Consider the following 19,521-nt stretch of genomic DNA (forward strand, 5'->3'; position numbering starts at 1 on the left):
GCAAGATTACGCCGCAAGACGCACAATAGCAATGATGAATAATTTAGCCTCGACCGCCGATCCACCGCTGCGAGCTTTGCTCATGGCGGAAGTAGTCCGTGTCAGTTGTCATACGAAGCGCCCGCTGAAAACGGGCCTCAATATCATCAGAATCTGGGCTAGATTTACAGGCTTCCAGTGAAGCAATTTTCAGCTTTTTGAGATGCTCGATGAGGATGGTTTTCTCGGGCTCGCTATCTGTTTGAGCCGCCAGTTCTGTGAGAATCGTCATCATCTTGAGGGTCGTATTGCGATCTGTCGCAATGTAAGCGCGGGACTGATCGCACAGCACACTCGCAAACCGCTCGAAATTAATCGGATAGGCAATCACGCGGAGAGCGCCGTCTTCGTCGCGGCGAAAAGGGCTCGGCATATTGCCGCGAAGAAACGCCTTCATCGCGCTTTGAAACCAGTTGATGCAATTAATGGCCGTAAACGGATCATTGACCCCAGGAGATAGTGCGCGCGCGAGGATTTCTACTAACTCATCCGCCAAGAACAGAATATTTTGATGTGCCGTTCTATCCTGCCCCATCGCGTAAGCATTTCGGTATTTTTGTTGCGCATCCTCGTCAAGTTCTTCGTCCCGCCAAATCCGCACCAGTACATCATTTTGCGTCACAAAATCGCCAGGTCGATATTCTATTTTGACAACAGCGTCATGCTCGTTCGCAAGATCAAGCAGCGCATCTTCGTTGACGGTCTGGATATAGCCTTCCGCATTAGACCGAATGTCTTTGGCGTCTGACAGAGAAAATTGGCTCAAGTCAACATCTTTGTCTTTGTTTTGCTCGCCCAGATCACGCGGATAAAGGCTTTCAATATCATTGCGAAGTCGCCGCCCCACGCGCCCCGTAATATTGCCGACATTTAGCGTTTCTGGCACATGATGAATGAAATAAATCAACACGCCCACACTCGTCAGCGTTAGCCCCATCGCAGTCAGAAGCGAGATATTTGGCACGAACTCTGCGACCATATTCTCGCCCGTCCCGCTATCGCCAGTGCGGGCCACACGAAGAATTAAAAGACAATATATAAAGGTCGATGTGAAGGTACCGAGCGTGACTTGGTTACCACGATCTCGCATAAAATTACCGATGAGGCGCGGACCGTATTGCCCGGCTGCACTGGTCACAGCGACCATAGTGATAGAGAAAGTCGTCGCAGCAACCCCCATCATTGATCCCGCAATCGTTGCGAGAATTGTGCGAGCGCCGTCCGCTTTGTTAGACAGGAAAAAACCAAATTCCGACACTTTGAGGCCGTATTGCTCATCCAGATGTATTGTCAAATAAGCCAAGGCGATTGATCCAACCGCCATCAGTCCCGGGATGAAATAATAGCTACTCTGGAGGTCTTGCCACACCTTGATCAGGCGGGCGTTCATCCGTCTGCCTTAGACTTTGACCTCTTGGATTTACCTTCTACGACCTGATATCTTGGCTTGGGTGTTTTGTCGTCCTTCGGGGCGGGCCAGCCTTCGCGCTGGTTCTCACGGTCTCCGTCAACCTCTTCCGTTTGATCGTGGAAGAGATGCACTTTCGTATCGTAAGGCATATCAACGCCAGCCTCGTCTAGAGCGAGTTTAACAGCCCGCAGGATGTTAGATCGATTTGCCACAACGTCTCCTCTTTGACTATCGGTCCACCACCGTGCGCGAATTGTCACCCAACTCGCCGCCAGATCCCAGACGAAAGCTTGCGGGGCAGGATCACTTTCAACGCCGTCAATTTTAGAGATTGCGTCTTTGATGATCTCGCAGGACGCATCTATATCATCCGCATAGCCAATACCAATGTCATATTGTGATCGGCGCTTTGGTTCACCTGTTTTGACCAAAACAGCGTTCGTGTAGATTTCACTATTTGGAATGACAGCTTTTTGACCATCATATGTTTTGATGATTGTCGCGCGTGTTTCAATATGTGTCACTGTACCCGTAAATCCAGAGGCTTCAATCTGATCCCCAATCTGAAAAGGTTGGCGCAGGAGGATAAGCAAACCAGCTAGCCAATTCTGCAAAATATCTTTGAAAGCAAAGCCTATCGCAACAGAACTTACCCCAAGACCTGCAATCAGGTCACCAGGGTTGAGCGTTGGCACTACAATCGTGGCCGCAACAAGGCCGCCCAATATGAGTATGATCCATTTAAATAATCCACCCAAAACCTCACCGAGGTTAGAGCGATCACGGGAATTCAAAGCCCGATAGATCACACTCCTGATCACTCTCGCCACAATGTAGAATACCACAAAAACCACAAGCGCGGCGGCGAGGTTAGGTAATAGTTTAACGAACCCATCTAACCAACTATCGACACGTTCGAGTGCGAGTGCTGGATTTAGATCGATTTGCCCAGTTGTGTCTGGGTTTCCTTGGGGAGCTTGCATGATTAGGCCTTCTCAACTTCGGTATGAGATTTCAATACAGCGTCACCGTCACTTTGCTTGATGTAATAAGCGGGTTCATCATCGCTCGCCTCACGCGTGACTTCCGTGCCCTTAATAGTGCGCGTTATTTTTTGAGTATAAACGGTTTCAATCGTGCCTTTAGCTGTCCCATTTCCCCATTCCCATTTGACATCCGTGCCTTCAGTGTAACCACTCATAATAATATCCTTTCAATAGTTGTGGGTGAAACGCCTTGTTTCGCACATGGTTCCCAGACTATGAGGGGTATAGGTTTTCTCGTCCGAGATAGCCCTATTGCTAGCGGGTAATGCCACCATGGACACACTTATCAAACGCCTCGGGCATTATGTAGATGTCGCATCAGAAGCTTTTCAAGATATTGAGCGTCTGCCCCACCGCACCGAAACCCGGCAAGCGGGGCAAGAGATCATCGTTGAGGGGGAAACCGTAGACGACGTCTTTGTCGTCGAGGTCGGTTGGGCGATACGGTTTAGAATGTTAGACGATGGTCGTCGGCAAATTCTCAATTTCATGCTGCCTGGCGATTGTTTCGATTTAATGTCCGTCAGCGGCGCGAAATCTGATCACAATGTGTCTGCCGCAACAGATGTTGTCATGCGCCGGGTCAATGCAAAAGTATTTTTGAAAGCCATGGGACAGAAGCCCGAACTCGCAACATCCTTTTGGTGGGCGGCCATTCAGGAAGAGGCTATCTTGCGCGAACAGATAATTCGCAATGGCCGCCGCACCGCCATAGAGCGTGTTGCGCACATGATCTTGGAGCTGAATCGTCGTGTCGCAGCCGTCACGGGCGAACTGGATGACCATCTGGACTTCCCGATCCCACAGTCAATGTTAGCGGACGCTCTGGGCATTTCGAATGTCCACGTGTCGCGAACCATCACACGCCTACGCGAAGAGAATTACATACGCGCGACCAATCGTGGGTTTGAAATCGTCAATCGTGAAGCGATGGCAGAGATGTGCGACTTCGATAGCCGCTACCTCCACCTCGACAAATTACGCCTTAATCCGAATGGAAAAACAGGGCCTGACTGATTGCGGCTTTCACGTTTTTCGGACTAAACGGCTTGCTGATCAAATAGGCTGGCTCTGGCTTATCACCTGTCAGCAACCGCTCTGGAAACGCCGTGATAAAAATCACAGGAACATCGTGTTCGCCGAGAATATCTGCGACAGCATCAATACCAGAACTCCCATCCGCCAGTTGAACATCAGCCAGAACGATACCTGGCTTTTTACGAGCCGCTGCTTTTACAGCCTCAGTGCGGGTTGCGGAGATGCTATCAACTGTGTGGCCCAAATCTTCGACCAATCCCTCAATGTCCGCCGCAATAATCGGCTCATCCTCGATGATCAGAACATTCGTCCGAAGCTCTCTTTCGATGTCCGCTTCCGCCTCTGCCAATAAAGCTGCCGCGGCCTCCGTATCCAGGCCCATCACTGCCGCGATGTCATTGGCAGGCATCCCCTCTAACGCATTGAGAAGAAAAGCTTGGCGCGATTTTGGCGATAATTTGCGAACTTTGTTGGCCGCAGCCGTTTGACCGTCGCTGATATTGCCCTCTAATTGACCGCCAGAGGAATTCCAAATACCGAGAAACATCTGAAACAGAGCTATTTTGGGCGCCAACTCATCATTCAAAGACGCCGACCCCGCCACAAGAGCCTCCAACGCTGTACGCACATATGTATCACCCACAGACTGGCTGCCAGTCAGGGCGCGAGAGAAGCGGCGCAGATAGGGCAAGTGAGGCGCATATTTTTCAACTAAGCTCATAATTTTTCCTCTAAAGTCTTTTTTGGGAACTTTACCAAAAATTCCGCGTTCGGTAGTTAAGTATCACTACACTTTCACGAACGTCTATGGAACCAAATAGGTTCCAACTCGTTTCGAAAATATATTAAGACTTGGGAAGGCCTTAAACTATGTCAGACAAAGCTGATTCCGAAAAAGGAAAAACCGTCGAGACGTCTGGGAACTTCGCCGATAAGCCTCTCAAGGAGAAGATCGGGAAAAATCTCAAGCAGATTTACGATGATGTACTGAACGAAGAGGTGCCCGACGATTTCCTCGCCCTACTCCAAAAAGCCGACAAGCCATAATAACTGAGGCCGACCATGCTTCAAGAAAGCCCAAACATGACCGTTTCCGGTTCAACCCCATATGATCCCAACGACACAACGCCTTGGGAGCCACTTGACGAAAATCTCTTTCGCCAAGAGCTGACCGAGCTTATTCCGCATTTGCGCGCTTTCTCTCGCTCACTCTGCGGCAACCCAACGCTCGCAGATGATGTGGCGCAGGACGCGATGTTAAAAGCGTGGAAAGCGCGGGAAAAATTTAAACCGGGCTCTAACTTGAAAGCCTGGACGTTTACAATTTTACGCAACCAATTTTATTCAATCAAACGGCGGTCGTGGAGAGCGACATCCTTGGATCAACAAGTTGCGGAGCAAACAATCGTTGCAAGTTCCGATCAAGAGAAAGTCGTCGAGTTGAACGAACTGCGTCGCGGGCTGGATAGTTTGAAAGACGATCAGCGGGAGGCGCTTATTCTTGTGGGTGCATCGGGCCTATCGTATGAAGAAGCGGCAGAGATTTGTGGCTGCGCCGTTGGTACAATCAAGAGCCGCGTCAGCCGTGCGCGAAAAGCTTTGGAAGTTATCATGCAAACTGCGAGTTTTGATACCAAAGCTGACAAAATTGGCGCCTTAGACGCAATGGATCAAATTCTAAACGAAGCTGATGCTCTCTCGAGTGACGCCTAATTTCATACCGTTTCACCCAAAGCCAATGAGGAAATGAAAATGTCTGACCTTCGTGTCCGTTTTGGCTTTATCCTAGCATTTGCTCTTTTTCCGATCCTCCTTTTTTCGTTTTACATGGCCTATAGTACCGGGAAAATGACCTATATTGCTGTGTCTGTTCTGGCATGGATTTTTGCTTATTTTGCGATTTGGATGACGACCGACAAACTCGTATTTTCACATCTTAGAAGCATTAAATCGGCGTCTGATCGATTTTCAACGGGCGACCTGACAACGCGTGTCGGATTGATGACCGACGCCCCGTCCCGTATTCAAGACTTAGGCCTAGCGTTTGATAATATGGCAGAAAATATAAGCGATCGGGAAATGCGCTTGCTTGATAATTTACAAGAAAAAGAAACGCTACTTCGAGAAATTCACCACCGGGTCAAAAACAATCTTCAAATCATTATATCCCTGCTGAACATGCAAGAACGCAAGCTTAAAGACCCTAAGAGTCTTGAGGCTATTCATGAAACCCGCAGTCGGATCAATGCGATCTCCCTCGTCCATCGGGGACTTTATGAGGGCAACGACTTACGAGTCATTGATATGCCAGTCTTCCTGTCGCGCCTTGTCAATGAATTGCAAGTCGGCCTGCTCGCCAAAGATCAAAACGTCACGGTTAAAGTCGATATACATCCCGTACAGTTAGAGCCTGACACAGCTATTCCAGTCGCTTTGTTTATCGTCGAAGCCTTAACCAATGCCATGAAGCATGGCGTTAAAAGTGGAGGCGTCGTCGATATTAAGCTTGAGAAATCAAATAATCACATGACTGTGTCTGTCGCAGATGACGGGCCTGGTTCTCACAAAAATGCCGTGAAAGGCACGGGCTCAAAATTGATGGCAGGATTTGCTAGACAGTTATCTGGGTCATTAGCCGAAGAGAATACGCCGACTGGCTATCGCGTTATGCTGACGTTTCAGAAAACCGATGTTAGCGCATAATCATTTAATGTTGCTCTAAATCCAACACTAATTAGTCTTGCTCTTTGACAGCTGCGATAGCGTTTCTGACTTGCTTTAATTGATTATCTTCACCCCCAGATAATCCCTCTGACGCCGCACGAATGAGTGCCATTTCGTCGGCTTCCCACTTCTCTAATATTTCTAATTTTTCGTCTTTCGAGAGATTGGATGCATTTTGAATGTCGGCAGGTGTGTTATAATTATCATAAATAGTCATAAGTTTCTCCTTTCCAACTTTACGCATTGCTTGGCCCTGCGTTCCAAAAAGCTAGAAATTTTGGAACCAAATGCAGCGGTAGCCATTAATTGGGTATGACACGCCAGCGATCTGGCACAAATTACATAGGAGATAAAAATGGCTACTAAGAAAAATGTTGTATCAATGAAACAAGACGTTCCAGCACAACTCGAAGTTCTTCGGGCAGACGTTGCTAATTTGGCGGAAGCGATCAAGCTCCAAGCCAAAGCAACTGTCGCGGAAAAGAAGTCCACAATTAAAGATGTAACCGCAGAAAAAACCGAATTAGTTAAAGACCGCTACAGCGAGCTATCTACTAAGGCCGAAACTTCCATCCAAGAAAATCCGTTGACGTCCATTGCTGTCGCTGTTGGAGCAGGTATCGTATTGGGTGCATTGCTGCGTCGATAGGTTAGATAACTTATATGCTAAAATATGCAAAATATGCGGTGCCTTTATTTATGAAGGCGCCGCAAAAAAATCCAGTTAAGAGATTAGTCAAATACGCTTTGGCTTATCTCTTAATTGCTTTGTCTGGCATCTTCTTTTTTGTAGCGGCCTTTATTTGGTTGGCCAAGACGTATGGTACTGAAACTGCTTTCGCAGCAACAGGTGGCGCCATGTTTCTAATCGCTCTTTTAATTATTTTATTCTCAAGAGAACCCAGTGCAAAAGCCGTCAGCATTCCCGCAAGCTTAGCGAATGATCCACTGGCGCAATACATTCCAGATAATATTAAAGACAACCCGACCGTCCAAAAATTGCTCTACCAAATCGCAGACAGCCCCGTTACTGCAACGGCGACAGCTGTCACAGTTGGTATGCTGCTGTCCAAAGAAATTTTCGAGGAAAAATGATGAATAACGAACCTGACAAAACGATTGATGAAGTCGAAGCTAAAGGTGGGCGTCGCGTTAAAGGCATGACATCAGTCCTAGCCTTATCAACTCTTGCGGCCGTCATCGGCGGTATTCTGATACTCGTGTTTTTTTCGTCGTAGAAATACAAATTCGCCCGCCATTCATTGCGTTAATTGCAATTGCTTCCCAATAGTCACGGGCGTTAAGATTGGCGAGAGCGCACATCTTGCGGACGCAAAGGCGCCGTGAGTGACAGACCAGCAAGTGTTCGCGCCCTCGACAATGCCACATAAGTTTGCCCCGCCGCAAAGGCCCCTCGCCCAAGGTCTATCCGCACATCTTCCAACGTCAAACCTTGCGCTTTATGGATTGTAACAGCCCAAGCTAGGATAAGGGGGATTTGTTGAAACGTCGCGGACGTCGCTTCCTCCATCTTTTGATCTATTTCATTCCATTTATAATTAATCGCTTCCCATTTCACGGGTTCTATTTTTCTAACACTACCACCACTATCAAATCTCACAAAAACGTCTTCGGGCGTTAAGTCTGTGACCGTGCCCAGCGAGCCGTTCACCCAGCGCTTGAGCGGATCATTTCGCACAGCCATGACGCGCGCCCCTTTTTTGAGTGTGAGTTTTTCGGGAACAGGTACACGGCTACTTGCAAAGCGGCCTTTGGTTACACTGTCATATTGAAGCGCGGCACTAGATAAATCTTGAAGACCTTTTTGATTGTAGCGTTCCGCAATCGCATTGGTCGAGGTAAGTAAAACGGGCGTGCGGCCCTCTCGATGGGGGCGCACGCATATCTCATTCATCGCGGACACGGCTGCGTCGACATTTCGCGCCACACGCATATCCGACAAAATTTTGACGAAGTCCGCATCCCGCTGTCTATAAACTTGGGACAATTCAAAATGCACGGGCGGGTAATTTTCCAAGACATTGGCATTATAAACAAATGGCCCAGCATAGCCCATCTGCGCCAAAATTCTATGTTCGTGCGCGGGTATAACGGGTGGGAGTTGGAAAAAGTCGCCAACCAAAACGATACGACATCCCCCAAATGGCAGCTTAGGATTCTGGGCTTTTCGCAAGATAATATCGATCCCGTCCAAGAGATCGGCGCGCACCATCGAGACTTCATCAATGACAATTAATTCGACCTTCTTCCAAAGGCTATTCGGACGTTGATCAGCTAGCGCGTTTTCATCAATAATCTGAAAGGGAAAGCGGAAGAAAGAATGTATCGTCTGCCCCCCGACATTCAGAGCCGCCACGCCCGTTGGCGCTAGCACGACAGTATTGGGGATTTGACATTCGTTTTTGATAAAATTGACGAGTGTAGATTTCCCCGTCCCCGCTTCCCCCGTCACAAGAATAGGTGTTTTATCATCAGATTGCAGATGCTCTAAAATATGGCTGACCGTTGGGCCATTCGCATACCCGTCAGGAAATTTCTCTAATGCTGACACTGAAATTTCCTTTGGGACGCGAGAGCAATGAGGCGCGTGAGATTATGCCTCGCAACCCTATTCTGCTGCCGCCAACACCTGCGCTGCATTATCTTCTTTGATCATATCAGACGCTTTTTCGGCAATCATAATACACGGCGCATTTGTGTTGCCAGAGACGAGATTTGGCATGATAGAGCCGTCAACAACGCGCAGGCCTCTAAGGCCATGCACACGCAGGCGGTCATCGACGACGGCCATTGCGTCATGTCCCATTTTGCAGGTGCCAACAGGATGATATTCTGTATCTGCGCGATTGCGAATATCTTCTCGGAGAGCGGCATCATCATCCGTATCAGATTTGTAAAACCCCTTCTTGCGGACTTTATCAAAGGCTGGCGCTTTGAGGATAGCTTGCGTTTTCTTCACCCCGCGGAACAGGCTTTCCATGTCGCGGTCATCTTCCAGAAAGGCCGGATCAATCGCGGGCGGCGCCATAGGATCAGCGCTTTGGAGTTCAAGCTTCCCTCGGCTTTTGGGTCGCAGCAGGGTCGTGTGACAGCTATAGCCGTGCCCCCAATGGAGCTTCCGTCCATGATCATCCACGACTGAGCGAACAAATGTTAGCTTAATGTCCGGGGACGGCTCAGACCGATCGGCATATAAATACCCGCCGCTCTCCGCGTAATTTGTTGTCAACATGCCGTGGCGTTTGCGCACATATTTAAATATCTCGCCGAGCAAGCGGAATGACCCCATGACAGAAAAACCAATATTGTCTTTCACATTCGCATCATAGGCCATGACGTAATCAATATGGTCTTGCAGGTTTTCACCCACGCCAGGCAGATCATGTGTCTGTTCAATCCCGAAGGGCGAGAGCTTCTCTTTTGCGCCAACACCCGATAGCAGCAGAATTTGCGGAGAGCCAAAAGCCCCTGCCGCCAAAATAACCTCGCGGGCCGCCATGACAGTCTGGCTTGTCTTGTCCGCCTTATACTGCACGCCTGTTGCGCGACCGTTTTCAATAATCACTTTTTCAGTGTGTGCGCCCGTAATGACACTCAGATTTGGGCGAGTTTGCGCGGGTTCTAAAAAGGCCCGCGCGGTTGACCAGCGTTCACCGTTTTTGTGCGTGACGTCGTAATAGCCCATGCCTTCATAGTCTGCCCCCTCGGTCATACCGTTGAGGTCGTCATGAATTTTATATTGGTTTTGGCGAGAGGCCTCGAAAAAAACTTCATTGATAGAGCCAGGGCTGCGGTGGCGCGCGACGTTTAACAGTCCGCCTTGTGCGTGTAATTCAGTCTCGCCATGTTCGTAATTCTCGGACTTTTTAAAGTAAGGCAGAACGTCTTTCCACGCCCAGCCTTTGTTCCCTAACTTCGCCCACTCATCATAATCCTGCGCGTGGCCGCGATTGTAGACCATTGCGTTCATGCTAGATGATCCGCCGAGCATCTTCCCGCGCGGTTGATAGCCACGACGACCATTCAAGCCCTTTTGCGGCACCGTTTCATAGGCCCAATTACGCTTCTTTGTGACCATGTTGAGCAGCGTTGCCATTGGCACCCAGACCGACCAATGCTTGTGTGTCCCGCCCGCTTCGAGCAAGCATACCGACGCATTCGGGTCTTCTGAAAGGCGATTGGCTAAGACACATCCGGCAGAGCCTGCGCCCACTACAACATAATCATAAGTCGACATAATTACATAATCTTTCTCATAAGGCCCAACATTTTGTGGGTTGCCGGGCCGTAAGGTGGATGGAGTTTCTTACCTTGGCTAAGCTTGCTTTGATAAAACACGCCCTTCATGTGCGAGAAGCTTTGGAAGCCAGCCTCGCCGTGATACGCGCCCATACCTGATGGTCCAACGCCGCCAAACGGTATGTCCTCTTGGATCACATGCCAGGCCGCATCATTGATCGTGACGCCACCTGATATTGACTGACGCAGCACTTGCTCGCGTTTCGCATTATCTTCGCCAAACCAATAAAGCGCCAGGGGGCGGTCACGCTTTTGAATATAATCCAGCGCATCTTCCTGTGTTTCAACGGGGACAATCGGCAAGAGCGGGCCAAAGATTTCTTCCTGCATAATCCGCATATCGGGCGTTGTATCTGTCACAACGGTGAGCGGGATGCGGCGTTCCTTGGCGAGTTGTTGCTTATCATCATTGCCAGCCACGCGGATCTTTGCGCCTTTATTTTCCGCATCATCCAGCAAGTCTTGGAGGCGCGCATAATGCGAGTCGGCGATAATCGACGTATAGTCATCATTGCCCGCAAACTTTGGATAAAATGTCTCTGCTTGTTCAATGATAGCATCAGAGAACGCATTGATCTGATTTTGCGGCATCAGAACATAATCTGGCGCCACGCAGGTCTGACCGGCATTCAATAATTTCGCATTGGCGATGCGCGGCACAGTTGTTCCCATATTGGCCGACGGGTCAATAATTGTGGGCGACTTTCCGCCAAGTTCCAGCGTGCAAGGCACAAGGTTTTCTGCGGCCGCTTTCGCCACAATCCGCCCGACATTGGTCGAGCCTGTGAAGACGAGGTGATCAAAGGGGAGCGCGGAGAAAGCTTGCGCCACTTCCACGCCGCCCGTTGCGACAAAGACTTCGTCTTCGTCAAAGACTTTGCCCAGCACGCTCTTTAGAAGCTCTGAGAATTTTGGCGTGTATTCGCTCGGCTTAATCATCGCGCGATTGCCAGCCCCGAGTGCGCCGACGAGCGGCATGATTGCGAGCTGTAGCGGGTAGTTCCAAGGGCTGATTATCCCAATTACCCCCAATGGCTGCGGAATGATGCGGTTCTTGGCAGGCAGAAACTGCAGCGCAGTTGGCACTTTGCGCGGGCGCATCCATTTGGGTGTATGCTTGATGGCATGATTGATCCCACCTTGAATCACCAGACATTCTGCAATGAGAGTTTCCTCCGTTGCGCGGTTCCCAAAGTCGGCGGAAATCGCCTCAATAAAATCTGTCTCATGCGCTTTGATCACCTCGCCCAGCGTTTTAAGTTTCGCCTTGCGAGACTCCCAGCTGGAATTCGGGGTCGCGTCAAATGCCGCTTTCTGCTTAGCTAGCACAGCATCTAGCGTGGCTTTCATCGCGGGATTTTTCTGATTGCCCTTGGGATTTATTCTGACCATCGTGACCTCATAAAAGTTTTCAAGTGCAACGATCATGCGCGCTGAGAGTGGTTACACCCTCAGCGCCGCCGTCATCGGCACATCATTTATCGCATCGGGTTAGGCTAAAATTTATAACCTAGTTGAACCGCCATTGTGCGGCCCTGTCCCCAGAAGCTGTATTTAGACTCGACACCAAATGTGCCGCCAGAGAGCGGCGCGTCGCCGCCATATGTGAGCAGTTGCACATCGGTCAGGTTCTTGCCGATAAACGCTAGGCTCCAGTCATCATTCTTGGATGCGATGTTCAAACGTAGATCAACTTTCGCATGCTCGCCCTGCACCAAGTCTGGATCATAGGTGGAGTTTGCGAAGTAGCTGGAAGCATATGAGACGCCACCAAACAGGCTGACATCAACGACATCCACAAATGGCACTTCATAATTTGCGCCGACAAAGGCCGTCACGTCAGATAGGTTCGTTTGCGTAAATCCAGTGTAATCACAGAACGGCGTGCCAGGTGTCGTTGGCGCTTGGCCGAAGTTACACTGACCGTTCTTATAATCCGTAAACTCGAAGTCGATGAAGGCGATCGCACCGTTCAGAGTTAAGTTTTCGTCCAGAGCAATCCGCCCATCAATCTCGATACCTTTTGACTCAGAGCCCGCCGCATTACCGACGTTAAAGCCCAGAATACCGTCAAAGATCGCGACTTGAAGGTTTGAGAACTCGTTGAAGAAACCTGTTGCGTTCAGTGTCGCGCGACCATCTGCGAGATCAAGCTTCGTGCCGATTTCGTAGGAGTTGGCCTCTTCCGGCTCAAACGTAAAGCTCTCTAGCAAGGTCGCAGATTGGTTTTTATTGTTGGCGCGGAAGTCAAAACCGCCAGCTTTATTGCCTTTGACATAGCTCGCATAGATGAGCGCATCATCGGTGGGTTTCCACTCAATCTTGACTTCTGGCGTGAATGCCGTCTCGTTGATCTCGTCGCTGACCGGGCTGACACCCAGTGAGTTTTGGAAAAATGCACCTTGCGGGCCCAAACCAGAGAGGTTGTCTGTCGTGATGCCAAATAGGTTGGCATAGACGAGAGGGGCACCGACTTGTGCTGCGGGCAAAGCGCTACCATCGAGCGACAAAACCCGGCCCAAGCGAGAGCCGCTCTTGCTGTCATCCGTGTAACGCGCACCCAGTTGGATCGCGAACTGATCCGTAATATCGAAGTTGAGCTGCCCAAAGACAGACCATACATCAGAATCAACTTCTACAACGCGGCCAGCACCCGTTCCGGCGATCAAATTACCAGCCCCAGGCGATCTGCCATTCACGGCTGGGATTAGGATCGAACTGGTTGGGACCTCGATATTGTCGAGATATTCGTGATCCGATGTTTGGAAATATGCGCCAACGATATAATCGAGCCGCTCTCCAGCAGGTGAGATCAACCGAAACTCCTGGCTCAACTGATCGTAAGATTCGTCAAGACGAGCAAAGAAGATGTTCGCGCCCGTAAAATCACAATCACACTGTTCTTGATACGCCATGGCAGTATAGGCCGTGTTGGATTGCAAGGTGAAATCGCCTAGCGCCCAATCAATAGACATTTGGTAAGCTTCGTTTTGGTTGAAGCTGAAATCGCCGTTGGATGAACGGCGATTGTCTTGCTCGGTATTCAAAACCGACACGTCCTGACCAAAAGCGTTTCTGAGAATTTGCGAATACGTCAGACCCGCGAAAGGTCCAGCTTGAGCAGGCTGCTCGCCTGTGATCTCGATATACCGACCAATATTGTCAAACTCGGAATATTCAGCTTTGAAACGAGCCGTAATGTCCTCCGTCACGTCAACTTCTAGCTGGCCGCGAAGGGTCACGTCGTCATTTTGCATCTCTTCGCGATTTAGCGTGAGGTTTTCCATGTAGCCATCACCTTGGTGATAACGTCCCGCGATACGGCCACGAATACGGTCACTGATCGGCCCGCCAACTGCACCCTCAACAGAGTAATCATTCTCGTTAAATTCGTAAGTGCCAAGCACGTAGCCTGTCATATAATCTGTCGGTTTAGCCGTTGTAATGTTCAGCGCACCGGCGACAGAGTTTTTACCAAACAGAATTGACTGTGGACCCCGCAGGACTTCGACACGCTCAAGGTCAAGGAAAGGTGACCGAGTAGATTGGCCGCGCGGATAGTGAATACCGTCAATATATGTGCCGACTGATTGCTCGAAACCTTGGTTGATGCCTGAGCCAATACCGCGAATATAAATCTGCGTCGAAATACCCGTCTGGTTCATGTTAAAGTTCGGCACTGACGCTTGCAGATCTTCAAGGCGCGCGACGTTAGTTTCGCGCAAGAAATCCCCTGATACAGCAACAACAGACACAGGCACATCTTGCAGGCTCTCTTGACGCACTTGCGATGTCACGATGATTTCGTCCAGCACAGCCCCAGAGCTTTGAGCCCAAGCGGTGCTATTGGCTGTCGCCGCCACAGCTGTAATGATTGACGCAGTCGACAGAAGTCTTGAAAGTTTCATAAGTATTCCCCGAAGAATTGGTTGTTTTTCTGTTTAGCATGAGAGAGATTTTATATAATGTAAAATAATATAAATATATACACCCATAACCTCTATCGATACGATATGCCATATGCTGGACTTAAAAGATATTGAATATGTTTTCGCGATTTCCAAAGCGGGCGGTATCCAAAAAGCGGCGGATAAAATCGGGCTGTCCCAACCCGCACTCAGCAAGCGCATACAAAACCTCGAACATCGCCTGCAACTCCGCCTCTTTGATCGATTAGCCAAAGGCATGAGGCTGACCGAGGCTGGAGAGCTTTTTCTGGCTGAAGGTTTAAAGCTGATCGCGCATACGCAAGATTTCCAAAGCAAACTTAATGACCATAAGGGCGGCAAAGGCGGTCTGGTGTCAATCGGGATGAAACCAGGCCTAGAAGACGCCTTTTTCCGCCGTAGCATTGTGCAGTTCACACAAGAATTTCCTGAAACAAATTTGCAGATCACAATCGACTCAACCCCCGCCCTCGCGGATAAAATCAAGAACGGCGATATAGACTTCGCCATGGGAGCTCTGGGTTACGCAGATGACAAAGGCGGCGAGCTTGTCTTGACCGATGACCTAGAATTTGAGCCCTATTTCAATATACCCCTCGAAGTTATCGTGCGGAAGAACCACCCTGTTCTCGATCAGCTTGATGACCCCCTCGCGCTGTTTGACTACCCCATTATCTGCCCAACACCGCCGTTGGATTTATTTGAAAACCTGAAAGCGAGTTACCAGCAAAAAGGTAACCCAATCTCACGCCCGCATATCCAAGTGGATGATTATGCCATCATCTACGAACTCGTGGAGCGATCTGATATGTGGACAGCAACATTTGCGTCTAATCACACGAAGTTGGAACTAGCCGATAAATTCACCATGCTCGGGCAGTCAGATCTCCTCCCGCCGCTCACAATAGGCCTCGTCAAACGCAAAACATGGGCGATCAGTCCGAGTGCCGCAAAGCTCATTCAAATCATGCAGGTCCATGCGCGGGAATGGGCGATCCCATAAAGTTTGCATCAAGTCCGCTTGCACGCGCCCACCATTTTGATAGGCTCCTTGTAAAGGAGCTTACCATGAAACACCTCATCCCCCTTGTCGCGATTACCGCCCTCACCGCTTGCCAACCCGCGAGCAGTGGCACGACCTATATTACATCTGCCAATACAGCGGCGCAGATCAATGTCTCTGCAACCGGGCAGGTCGATGTGGCCCCTGACCGCGCGATCGTCACAGCAGGCGTTTTCACGCAAGACAAGACGGCTCGCGGCGCGATGATGGCCAATGCCACAATGATGACCGCCGTCTATGAAGAGCTGGAAGCCGCAGGCATCGCACGCAAAAATATCACCACCAGCCAACTTTCCCTGCAACCCCGCATGAATTACGCCAATCGCCAAGCGCCAAAGATTGACGGCTATAACGCCCGTAACACCGTGACTGTCAAAACTGACGACATCGAGCAAGTTGGGCCTTTATTGGACGCGCTTGTTTCCGCAGGGGTTAACAATATCAACGGCGTGCAATTTACTGTCAAAGACCCCAAGAGCGCGCGTGACAAAGCCCGCACTGACGCAATTCGGGAAGCCCGCGAGAAAGCCGAGTCTATGGCAGAAGCAGCAGGCGTGGATTTAGGCGCGTTGACAAACCTCAATGAGAGCGGCGGCGGCTACACCCCGCAACCCGTTATGATGATGGCGCGATCCGATAGCGCGATGGGCGGCACACCGATGTCCCAAGGGGAGCAGACGATTTCTGTGACCGTCAATCTGACCTACGCGATTGCGGACTAAAATCCGCGCATAAAAAAACCCGCCGCGTCCGTCACATAATAACGACGCGGCAGGTTTGATAATTTAGCAGTATGGAAGAGGCTTACGCCGCAGCTGTATCTTCCGCCGCTTTCATCACTTGCTTTTTAATCTTTTTGGCTTTGTCCGTCAGCTTGTGGTTCTTCGTGCCCATCAAGAACGCATCCAAGCCGCCTTTAAAGTCAACTGTGCGAAGTGTTTTCGCCGCAATACGCACTTTAAATGTCTGACCCAGAGAATCGGACGGCAGAGAGACTGTGCAAAGGTTCACATTGAACCGACGACGTGTCTTGTTCATGGAGTGAGAGACGTTATTGCCTGACATTGGGCCAGTATCGAGAAGATCGCAGCGACGTGACATGATATTACCTTGTAATCGAATGTAAAAAGCAGCGTATCCGACATATTCAGACACATGCTCTATGTTTAGCGGCGGGAATTAGAGCCTAGAAGCCCCACCGTCAACCTTTTTTCACGGAATAACTGCCAAGAAATCAGCCCCTATTCTGTCGCATATTTAATGCAATCCTGCCGCCTGTTCAGCTTGGCGCTAAGTCTTGGATGATATAGGCGAGGCATGATGACGCAATTATACCGCACACACCCCCTCCGCTCCGCCTGTCTGAGCGCGGCCGCTCTCCTCTGCAGCGCGAGCGCCGCCGCGCAAGACGTAGCGCCCGACCCCCTCGCGACAGGTGACCTGATCCAGCAGGAACGCAATTTCGCGACCCTGAACACCGCAAACTTCGACCCCAACCGCATTTACGATGTCCCCGAAGCTGGCCCAGACGCGGCGCAGTTCCGGTTCAAACTCAAAGGCTACGTCTTTGGCCTGCGCATGGTGCGGGCTAATTACACGGGCTGGTATGACGATACGCGATATGCCGCTTACGCCGATATTAAAACCTCTGGCCTCGGCGCCCTCCTCAAGAAAATGGAGATTTGGGCGATTACGCGCGGCGCCTGGACGCCTAAGGGCCTCCGCCCCGATTATCATGTGCAGCAAAACATGGACAAAAAGAATCGCCGCGTCGAAATGAACTATGACAATGCCCTCTCCCAAGTCGATGTCGCCATCGTTCCGCCGCTCGGCAGTCAAGGCATCCCCGCCGCCACCCCCGCAGAGCGCTTCGCCGCCAATGACACCCTGTCCGCGATCATGACAATGATGATGCGCGGGGCCAAAACCGAAGGCCGTGCCTGTGAAGGCTCTGTCCCTGTCTTTGACAGCAAGCAGCACTATAACCTGCGCATGGAGCGTGTGGAGGAGATGCGCTATAAATATGACGGCGAGAAACTCGACGCCCTGAAATGTCATATTTATTACGAACCCGTCTCAGGCTTTGACCCCGAAGACCTGCCTGATAGCGAAGAGGAAAGCACGCCGATCACGGTGTATTTCACCAAAATGGACGATCTCGGCCTCTACGTCCCGCTGAAATTCACCTATAAGATCAGTTCGATCAAAGCCGTGATTAAGGTGGACGAAATGGTGATTGTGCCCGCTGAAAAGAGTTAGCCAAGCGGAGATAGCGCCTCTGTTAATTAACAGGACGGATAGGACAGCCCGCGAAGCCAGCATCCGTGACGGATACCGAAATAATTAGTTTTGTTTCTCACGAACGTAGCTTCGCGGCGGTGTTTGTTGATCAGCGGCCAGTTGTTCGCATCCAGATATTCCTTAGAATATCGAAATGATCGGCCCCGCTTAAAAAGGGTCACGCACGCGGCTGTCACACCGGATACGCTTAACCACACCGTCCTCTGATCCAAAACCTGACGCGTTCCTGTCCCAAGATCAGAAGAACGAGGGTGTTGTATCACACGGTTTGAAGGCGGGGATTAATCTGTTGAGATTTCTGTAATATCCCCAAAGGGGACATCTGCAAGCTCTTTAATAATTCCACATCGTGCCATCTTCCAATCGAACAATAGGGTGATAGCGGCGATCGAAAGAGTATTTTTCCGCCTCGTTTTCATCAAAATCTACGCCGAGTCCGGGAGCGTCACTAACGTAAAACATACCATTTTCAAGATAATGATCTGACGGAAATAACGCATCGCACTCTTCAGTGCCCAATACTAAGTATTCTTGAATACCAAAATTTGGCGCCCAAACATTAAGATGCGCTTGTGCGGCCATCGAAATCGGAGAGTGACTTGGCGCGCCGTGGAAGCCTGTTCTGACATTGTGCAAAGCTGCAAATTCAACAATGCTTCTCACATGAGTTATACCTCCAGCATAAGTAGCTGATACGCGAATAAAGTCGATCAATTCTTCCTCAATCATGCTTTTGCAATCCCATATGGAATTAAACACTTCCCCGATTGCGATTGGCACAGTTGTGTGATGGCGTATGAGTCTGAGTGCGGCCTGATCGTCAGCAGGTGTCGGATCTTCCAGCCAAAAGAGATTGTATTTTTCAATCTCCTTGCCAAAGGCTGCAGCTTCTCGCGGACGTAGTCGATGATGCACATCATGGAGGAGTTTCAAATCTGGCCCAAAGCGATCTCTGATGGTCTCGAAAACAGTCGGCATATGTTTTAGATATTTTTCAGAATCCCAAACCTCTTGATCAGGAAGCTTACCATACTCAGTTATGAAGTGTTTCGTATCGCCGCCTTTTCCCGTTGCGTACTCCACCTTCCGGCATGCCAGGGATTCCACATTGCAGACGTATAGCTTTATAGCCCTCAGATTGATAATGCGCGACAGAATCGATGAGCGCATCCAAATCCGAGCCGACCGCATGGGCATAGACCAGAGACCCGTCACGACTTTTCCCGCCCAACAGTTGATAGACGGGTAGCCCTGCAATTTTGCCTTTAATGTCCCACAGCGCCATATCAATGGCACCCAACGCGGCCATGGTAACTGGTCCACGGCGAAAATAAGCGCCTCGGTAAACATATTGCCAAACATCTTCGGTGTTGCGCGGGTCCATGCCGATCAAGCAGGGAATGAGATAGTCTCTCAGATAGGCAGCTGGTAGCGTTTCGCGCGTGTTTAGCGTCGCATCACCAATGCCGTAAACGCCCTTATCAGTCATGATTTTCAGGGTGACATAATTCTTGCCTGAGCCGCCGATGAAAACATCTGCGCTCGTTATTTTCATTTTGCATCCCCCAGATTATACCGATAGGCTATACCAATAAAGCATACCAATATAAAGCCCCTTATGGGTTTTGAGTA

The 19,521-nt window shown here is 50.0% G+C and carries 20 protein-coding genes and 1 pseudogene; 10 read left to right on the plus strand and 11 right to left on the minus strand.

Annotation, left to right across the window (positions count from 1 at the left end; all coding sequences use genetic code 11):
* Nucleotides 1–43 precede the first annotated feature (43 nt).
* Genes AB8615_RS08915 through AB8615_RS08925 form a run of 3 tightly spaced genes read right to left on the minus strand, consistent with a single transcriptional unit; the run spans nt 44 to nt 2,651 of the window.
* Complete coding sequence (locus AB8615_RS08915; RefSeq protein WP_409432252.1) at nt 44–1,429, minus strand: DUF2254 domain-containing protein; 1,386 nt, start codon at nt 1,427–1,429, stop codon at nt 44–46.
* The gene (locus tag AB8615_RS08920; protein WP_409432253.1) at nt 1,426–2,433 is read right to left on the minus strand and encodes a mechanosensitive ion channel family protein; all 1,008 of its coding nucleotides are present in this window, start codon (nt 2,431–2,433) and stop codon (nt 1,426–1,428) included. Before AB8615_RS08920 ends, AB8615_RS08915 begins: the two co-directional genes overlap by 4 nt.
* A 2-nt stretch (nt 2,434–2,435) precedes the next feature.
* On the minus strand, nt 2,436–2,651 hold the full coding sequence (locus AB8615_RS08925) for a DUF2945 domain-containing protein (protein ID WP_409432254.1): 216 nt from the start codon (nt 2,649–2,651) through the stop codon (nt 2,436–2,438).
* Between the two features lie 118 nt (nt 2,652–2,769).
* Between AB8615_RS08925 and AB8615_RS08930 the strand changes: the two genes are divergently transcribed.
* Nucleotides 2,770–3,513 carry a Crp/Fnr family transcriptional regulator gene (locus AB8615_RS08930; RefSeq protein ID WP_409432255.1) on the plus strand — a complete coding sequence of 248 codons (744 nt, stop codon included), beginning with the start codon at nt 2,770–2,772 and terminating at the stop codon, nt 3,511–3,513.
* Here AB8615_RS08930 and AB8615_RS08935 read toward each other — a convergent pair.
* Complete coding sequence (locus AB8615_RS08935) at nt 3,482–4,255, minus strand: response regulator (protein WP_409432256.1); 774 nt, start codon at nt 4,253–4,255, stop codon at nt 3,482–3,484. The genes AB8615_RS08930 and AB8615_RS08935 overlap by 32 nt on opposite strands.
* A 149-nt stretch (nt 4,256–4,404) precedes the next feature.
* Between AB8615_RS08935 and AB8615_RS08940 the strand changes: the two genes are divergently transcribed.
* Genes AB8615_RS08940 through AB8615_RS08950 form a run of 3 tightly spaced genes read left to right on the plus strand, consistent with a single transcriptional unit; the run spans nt 4,405 to nt 6,237 of the window.
* Nucleotides 4,405–4,581, plus strand: a complete 177-nt coding sequence (locus AB8615_RS08940) for a NepR family anti-sigma factor (RefSeq protein ID WP_409432257.1) — start codon at nt 4,405–4,407, stop codon at nt 4,579–4,581.
* A gap of 36 nt (nt 4,582–4,617) precedes the next feature.
* The gene (locus AB8615_RS08945) at nt 4,618–5,247 is read left to right on the plus strand and encodes a sigma-70 family RNA polymerase sigma factor (protein WP_409432258.1); all 630 of its coding nucleotides are present in this window, start codon (nt 4,618–4,620) and stop codon (nt 5,245–5,247) included.
* A 39-nt stretch (nt 5,248–5,286) separates the two neighbouring features.
* Nucleotides 5,287–6,237: a sensor histidine kinase gene (locus tag AB8615_RS08950; protein WP_418152244.1), complete on the plus strand. Its 951-nt coding sequence runs from the start codon at nt 5,287–5,289 to the stop codon at nt 6,235–6,237.
* A gap of 31 nt (nt 6,238–6,268) precedes the next feature.
* Here AB8615_RS08950 and AB8615_RS08955 read toward each other — a convergent pair whose 3' ends face one another.
* Nucleotides 6,269–6,475 carry a hypothetical protein gene (locus AB8615_RS08955; RefSeq protein ID WP_409432260.1) on the minus strand — a complete coding sequence of 69 codons (207 nt, stop codon included), beginning with the start codon at nt 6,473–6,475 and terminating at the stop codon, nt 6,269–6,271.
* Between the two features lie 138 nt (nt 6,476–6,613).
* Here AB8615_RS08955 and AB8615_RS08960 point away from each other — a divergent pair, with 138 nt between their 5' ends.
* Genes AB8615_RS08960 through AB8615_RS08970 form a run of 3 tightly spaced genes read left to right on the plus strand, consistent with a single transcriptional unit; the run spans nt 6,614 to nt 7,496 of the window.
* Nucleotides 6,614–6,907 carry a DUF883 family protein gene (locus AB8615_RS08960; protein WP_409432261.1) on the plus strand — a complete coding sequence of 98 codons (294 nt, stop codon included), beginning with the start codon at nt 6,614–6,616 and terminating at the stop codon, nt 6,905–6,907.
* A gap of 14 nt (nt 6,908–6,921) precedes the next feature.
* Entirely contained in the window at nt 6,922–7,353 is a 432-nt protein-coding gene (locus AB8615_RS08965; RefSeq protein WP_409432262.1) for a hypothetical protein, read from the plus strand.
* Nucleotides 7,350–7,496, plus strand: a complete 147-nt coding sequence (locus AB8615_RS08970; protein WP_409432263.1) for a hypothetical protein — start codon at nt 7,350–7,352, stop codon at nt 7,494–7,496. The genes AB8615_RS08965 and AB8615_RS08970 overlap by 4 nt, the downstream gene beginning before the upstream one ends.
* 62 nt (nt 7,497–7,558) lie before the next feature.
* Here the strand turns inward: AB8615_RS08970 and AB8615_RS08975 are convergent, their stop codons facing one another.
* The 4 genes from AB8615_RS08975 to AB8615_RS08990 form a co-directional block, all read right to left on the minus strand.
* Entirely contained in the window at nt 7,559–8,830 is a 1,272-nt protein-coding gene (locus AB8615_RS08975) for an ATP-dependent DNA helicase (RefSeq protein WP_409432264.1), read from the minus strand.
* 57 nt (nt 8,831–8,887) lie between these two features.
* Nucleotides 8,888–10,516: a GMC family oxidoreductase gene (locus AB8615_RS08980; RefSeq protein ID WP_409432265.1), complete on the minus strand. Its 1,629-nt coding sequence runs from the start codon at nt 10,514–10,516 to the stop codon at nt 8,888–8,890.
* Nucleotides 10,517–10,518: 2 nt separating this feature from the next.
* The gene (locus AB8615_RS08985; RefSeq protein WP_409432266.1) at nt 10,519–12,006 is read right to left on the minus strand and encodes a coniferyl aldehyde dehydrogenase; all 1,488 of its coding nucleotides are present in this window, start codon (nt 12,004–12,006) and stop codon (nt 10,519–10,521) included.
* Between the two features lie 68 nt (nt 12,007–12,074).
* Nucleotides 12,075–14,486: a TonB-dependent receptor gene (locus AB8615_RS08990; protein WP_409432267.1), complete on the minus strand. Its 2,412-nt coding sequence runs from the start codon at nt 14,484–14,486 to the stop codon at nt 12,075–12,077.
* Nucleotides 14,487–14,598: 112 nt separating this feature from the next.
* Between AB8615_RS08990 and AB8615_RS08995 the strand changes: the two genes are divergently transcribed.
* Together AB8615_RS08995 and AB8615_RS09000 are read left to right on the plus strand one after the other, a co-directional pair.
* The gene (locus tag AB8615_RS08995) at nt 14,599–15,528 is read left to right on the plus strand and encodes a LysR family transcriptional regulator (protein WP_409432268.1); all 930 of its coding nucleotides are present in this window, start codon (nt 14,599–14,601) and stop codon (nt 15,526–15,528) included.
* Nucleotides 15,529–15,593: 65 nt separating this feature from the next.
* Complete coding sequence (locus AB8615_RS09000; RefSeq protein WP_409432269.1) at nt 15,594–16,310, plus strand: SIMPL domain-containing protein; 717 nt, start codon at nt 15,594–15,596, stop codon at nt 16,308–16,310.
* Nucleotides 16,311–16,392: 82 nt separating this feature from the next.
* Here the strand turns inward: AB8615_RS09000 and rpmB are convergent, their stop codons facing one another.
* Nucleotides 16,393–16,689 (minus strand): 50S ribosomal protein L28, encoded by a 297-nt coding sequence (gene rpmB, locus AB8615_RS09005; protein ID WP_409432270.1) that lies wholly within the window; start codon nt 16,687–16,689, stop codon nt 16,393–16,395.
* A 216-nt stretch (nt 16,690–16,905) separates the two neighbouring features.
* Between rpmB and AB8615_RS09010 the strand changes: the two genes are divergently transcribed.
* Nucleotides 16,906–17,847 (plus strand): DUF3108 domain-containing protein, encoded by a 942-nt coding sequence (locus tag AB8615_RS09010; protein WP_409432271.1) that lies wholly within the window; start codon nt 16,906–16,908, stop codon nt 17,845–17,847.
* Nucleotides 17,848–18,222: 375 nt separating this feature from the next.
* Here AB8615_RS09010 and manD read toward each other — a convergent pair.
* Nucleotides 18,223–19,444: pseudogene (manD, locus tag AB8615_RS09015) on the minus strand (D-mannonate dehydratase ManD).
* Nucleotides 19,445–19,521 lie beyond the last annotated feature (77 nt).

Source organism: Litorimonas sp. RW-G-Af-16 (assembly GCF_048319245.1).
GTDB lineage: Bacteria > Pseudomonadota > Alphaproteobacteria > Caulobacterales > Maricaulaceae > Litorimonas.

Bases quoted from the DNA above. Each gene is read 5' to 3' on its own strand.
- AB8615_RS08915 (WP_409432252.1), bottom strand. From the start codon at position 1,429: ATGAACGCCCGCCTGATCAAGGTGTGGCAAGACCTCCAGAGTAGCTAT.
- AB8615_RS08920 (WP_409432253.1), bottom strand. From the start codon at position 2,433: ATGCAAGCTCCCCAAGGAAACCCAGACACAACTGGGCAAATCGATCTA.
- AB8615_RS08925 (WP_409432254.1), bottom strand. From the start codon at position 2,651: ATGAGTGGTTACACTGAAGGCACGGATGTCAAATGGGAATGGGGAAAT.
- AB8615_RS08930 (WP_409432255.1), top strand. From the start codon at position 2,770: ATGGACACACTTATCAAACGCCTCGGGCATTATGTAGATGTCGCATCA.
- AB8615_RS08935 (WP_409432256.1), bottom strand. From the start codon at position 4,255: ATGAGCTTAGTTGAAAAATATGCGCCTCACTTGCCCTATCTGCGCCGC.
- AB8615_RS08940 (WP_409432257.1), top strand. From the start codon at position 4,405: ATGTCAGACAAAGCTGATTCCGAAAAAGGAAAAACCGTCGAGACGTCT.
- AB8615_RS08945 (WP_409432258.1), top strand. From the start codon at position 4,618: ATGACCGTTTCCGGTTCAACCCCATATGATCCCAACGACACAACGCCT.
- AB8615_RS08950 (WP_418152244.1), top strand. From the start codon at position 5,287: ATGTCTGACCTTCGTGTCCGTTTTGGCTTTATCCTAGCATTTGCTCTT.
- AB8615_RS08955 (WP_409432260.1), bottom strand. From the start codon at position 6,475: ATGACTATTTATGATAATTATAACACACCTGCCGACATTCAAAATGCA.
- AB8615_RS08960 (WP_409432261.1), top strand. From the start codon at position 6,614: ATGGCTACTAAGAAAAATGTTGTATCAATGAAACAAGACGTTCCAGCA.
- AB8615_RS08965 (WP_409432262.1), top strand. From the start codon at position 6,922: ATGCTAAAATATGCAAAATATGCGGTGCCTTTATTTATGAAGGCGCCG.
- AB8615_RS08970 (WP_409432263.1), top strand. From the start codon at position 7,350: ATGATGAATAACGAACCTGACAAAACGATTGATGAAGTCGAAGCTAAA.
- AB8615_RS08980 (WP_409432265.1), bottom strand. From the start codon at position 10,516: ATGTCGACTTATGATTATGTTGTAGTGGGCGCAGGCTCTGCCGGATGT.
- AB8615_RS08985 (WP_409432266.1), bottom strand. From the start codon at position 12,006: ATGATCGTTGCACTTGAAAACTTTTATGAGGTCACGATGGTCAGAATA.
- AB8615_RS08990 (WP_409432267.1), bottom strand. From the start codon at position 14,486: ATGAAACTTTCAAGACTTCTGTCGACTGCGTCAATCATTACAGCTGTG.
- AB8615_RS08995 (WP_409432268.1), top strand. From the start codon at position 14,599: ATGCTGGACTTAAAAGATATTGAATATGTTTTCGCGATTTCCAAAGCG.
- AB8615_RS09000 (WP_409432269.1), top strand. From the start codon at position 15,594: ATGAAACACCTCATCCCCCTTGTCGCGATTACCGCCCTCACCGCTTGC.
- rpmB (WP_409432270.1), bottom strand. From the start codon at position 16,689: ATGTCACGTCGCTGCGATCTTCTCGATACTGGCCCAATGTCAGGCAAT.
- AB8615_RS09010 (WP_409432271.1), top strand. From the start codon at position 16,906: ATGATGACGCAATTATACCGCACACACCCCCTCCGCTCCGCCTGTCTG.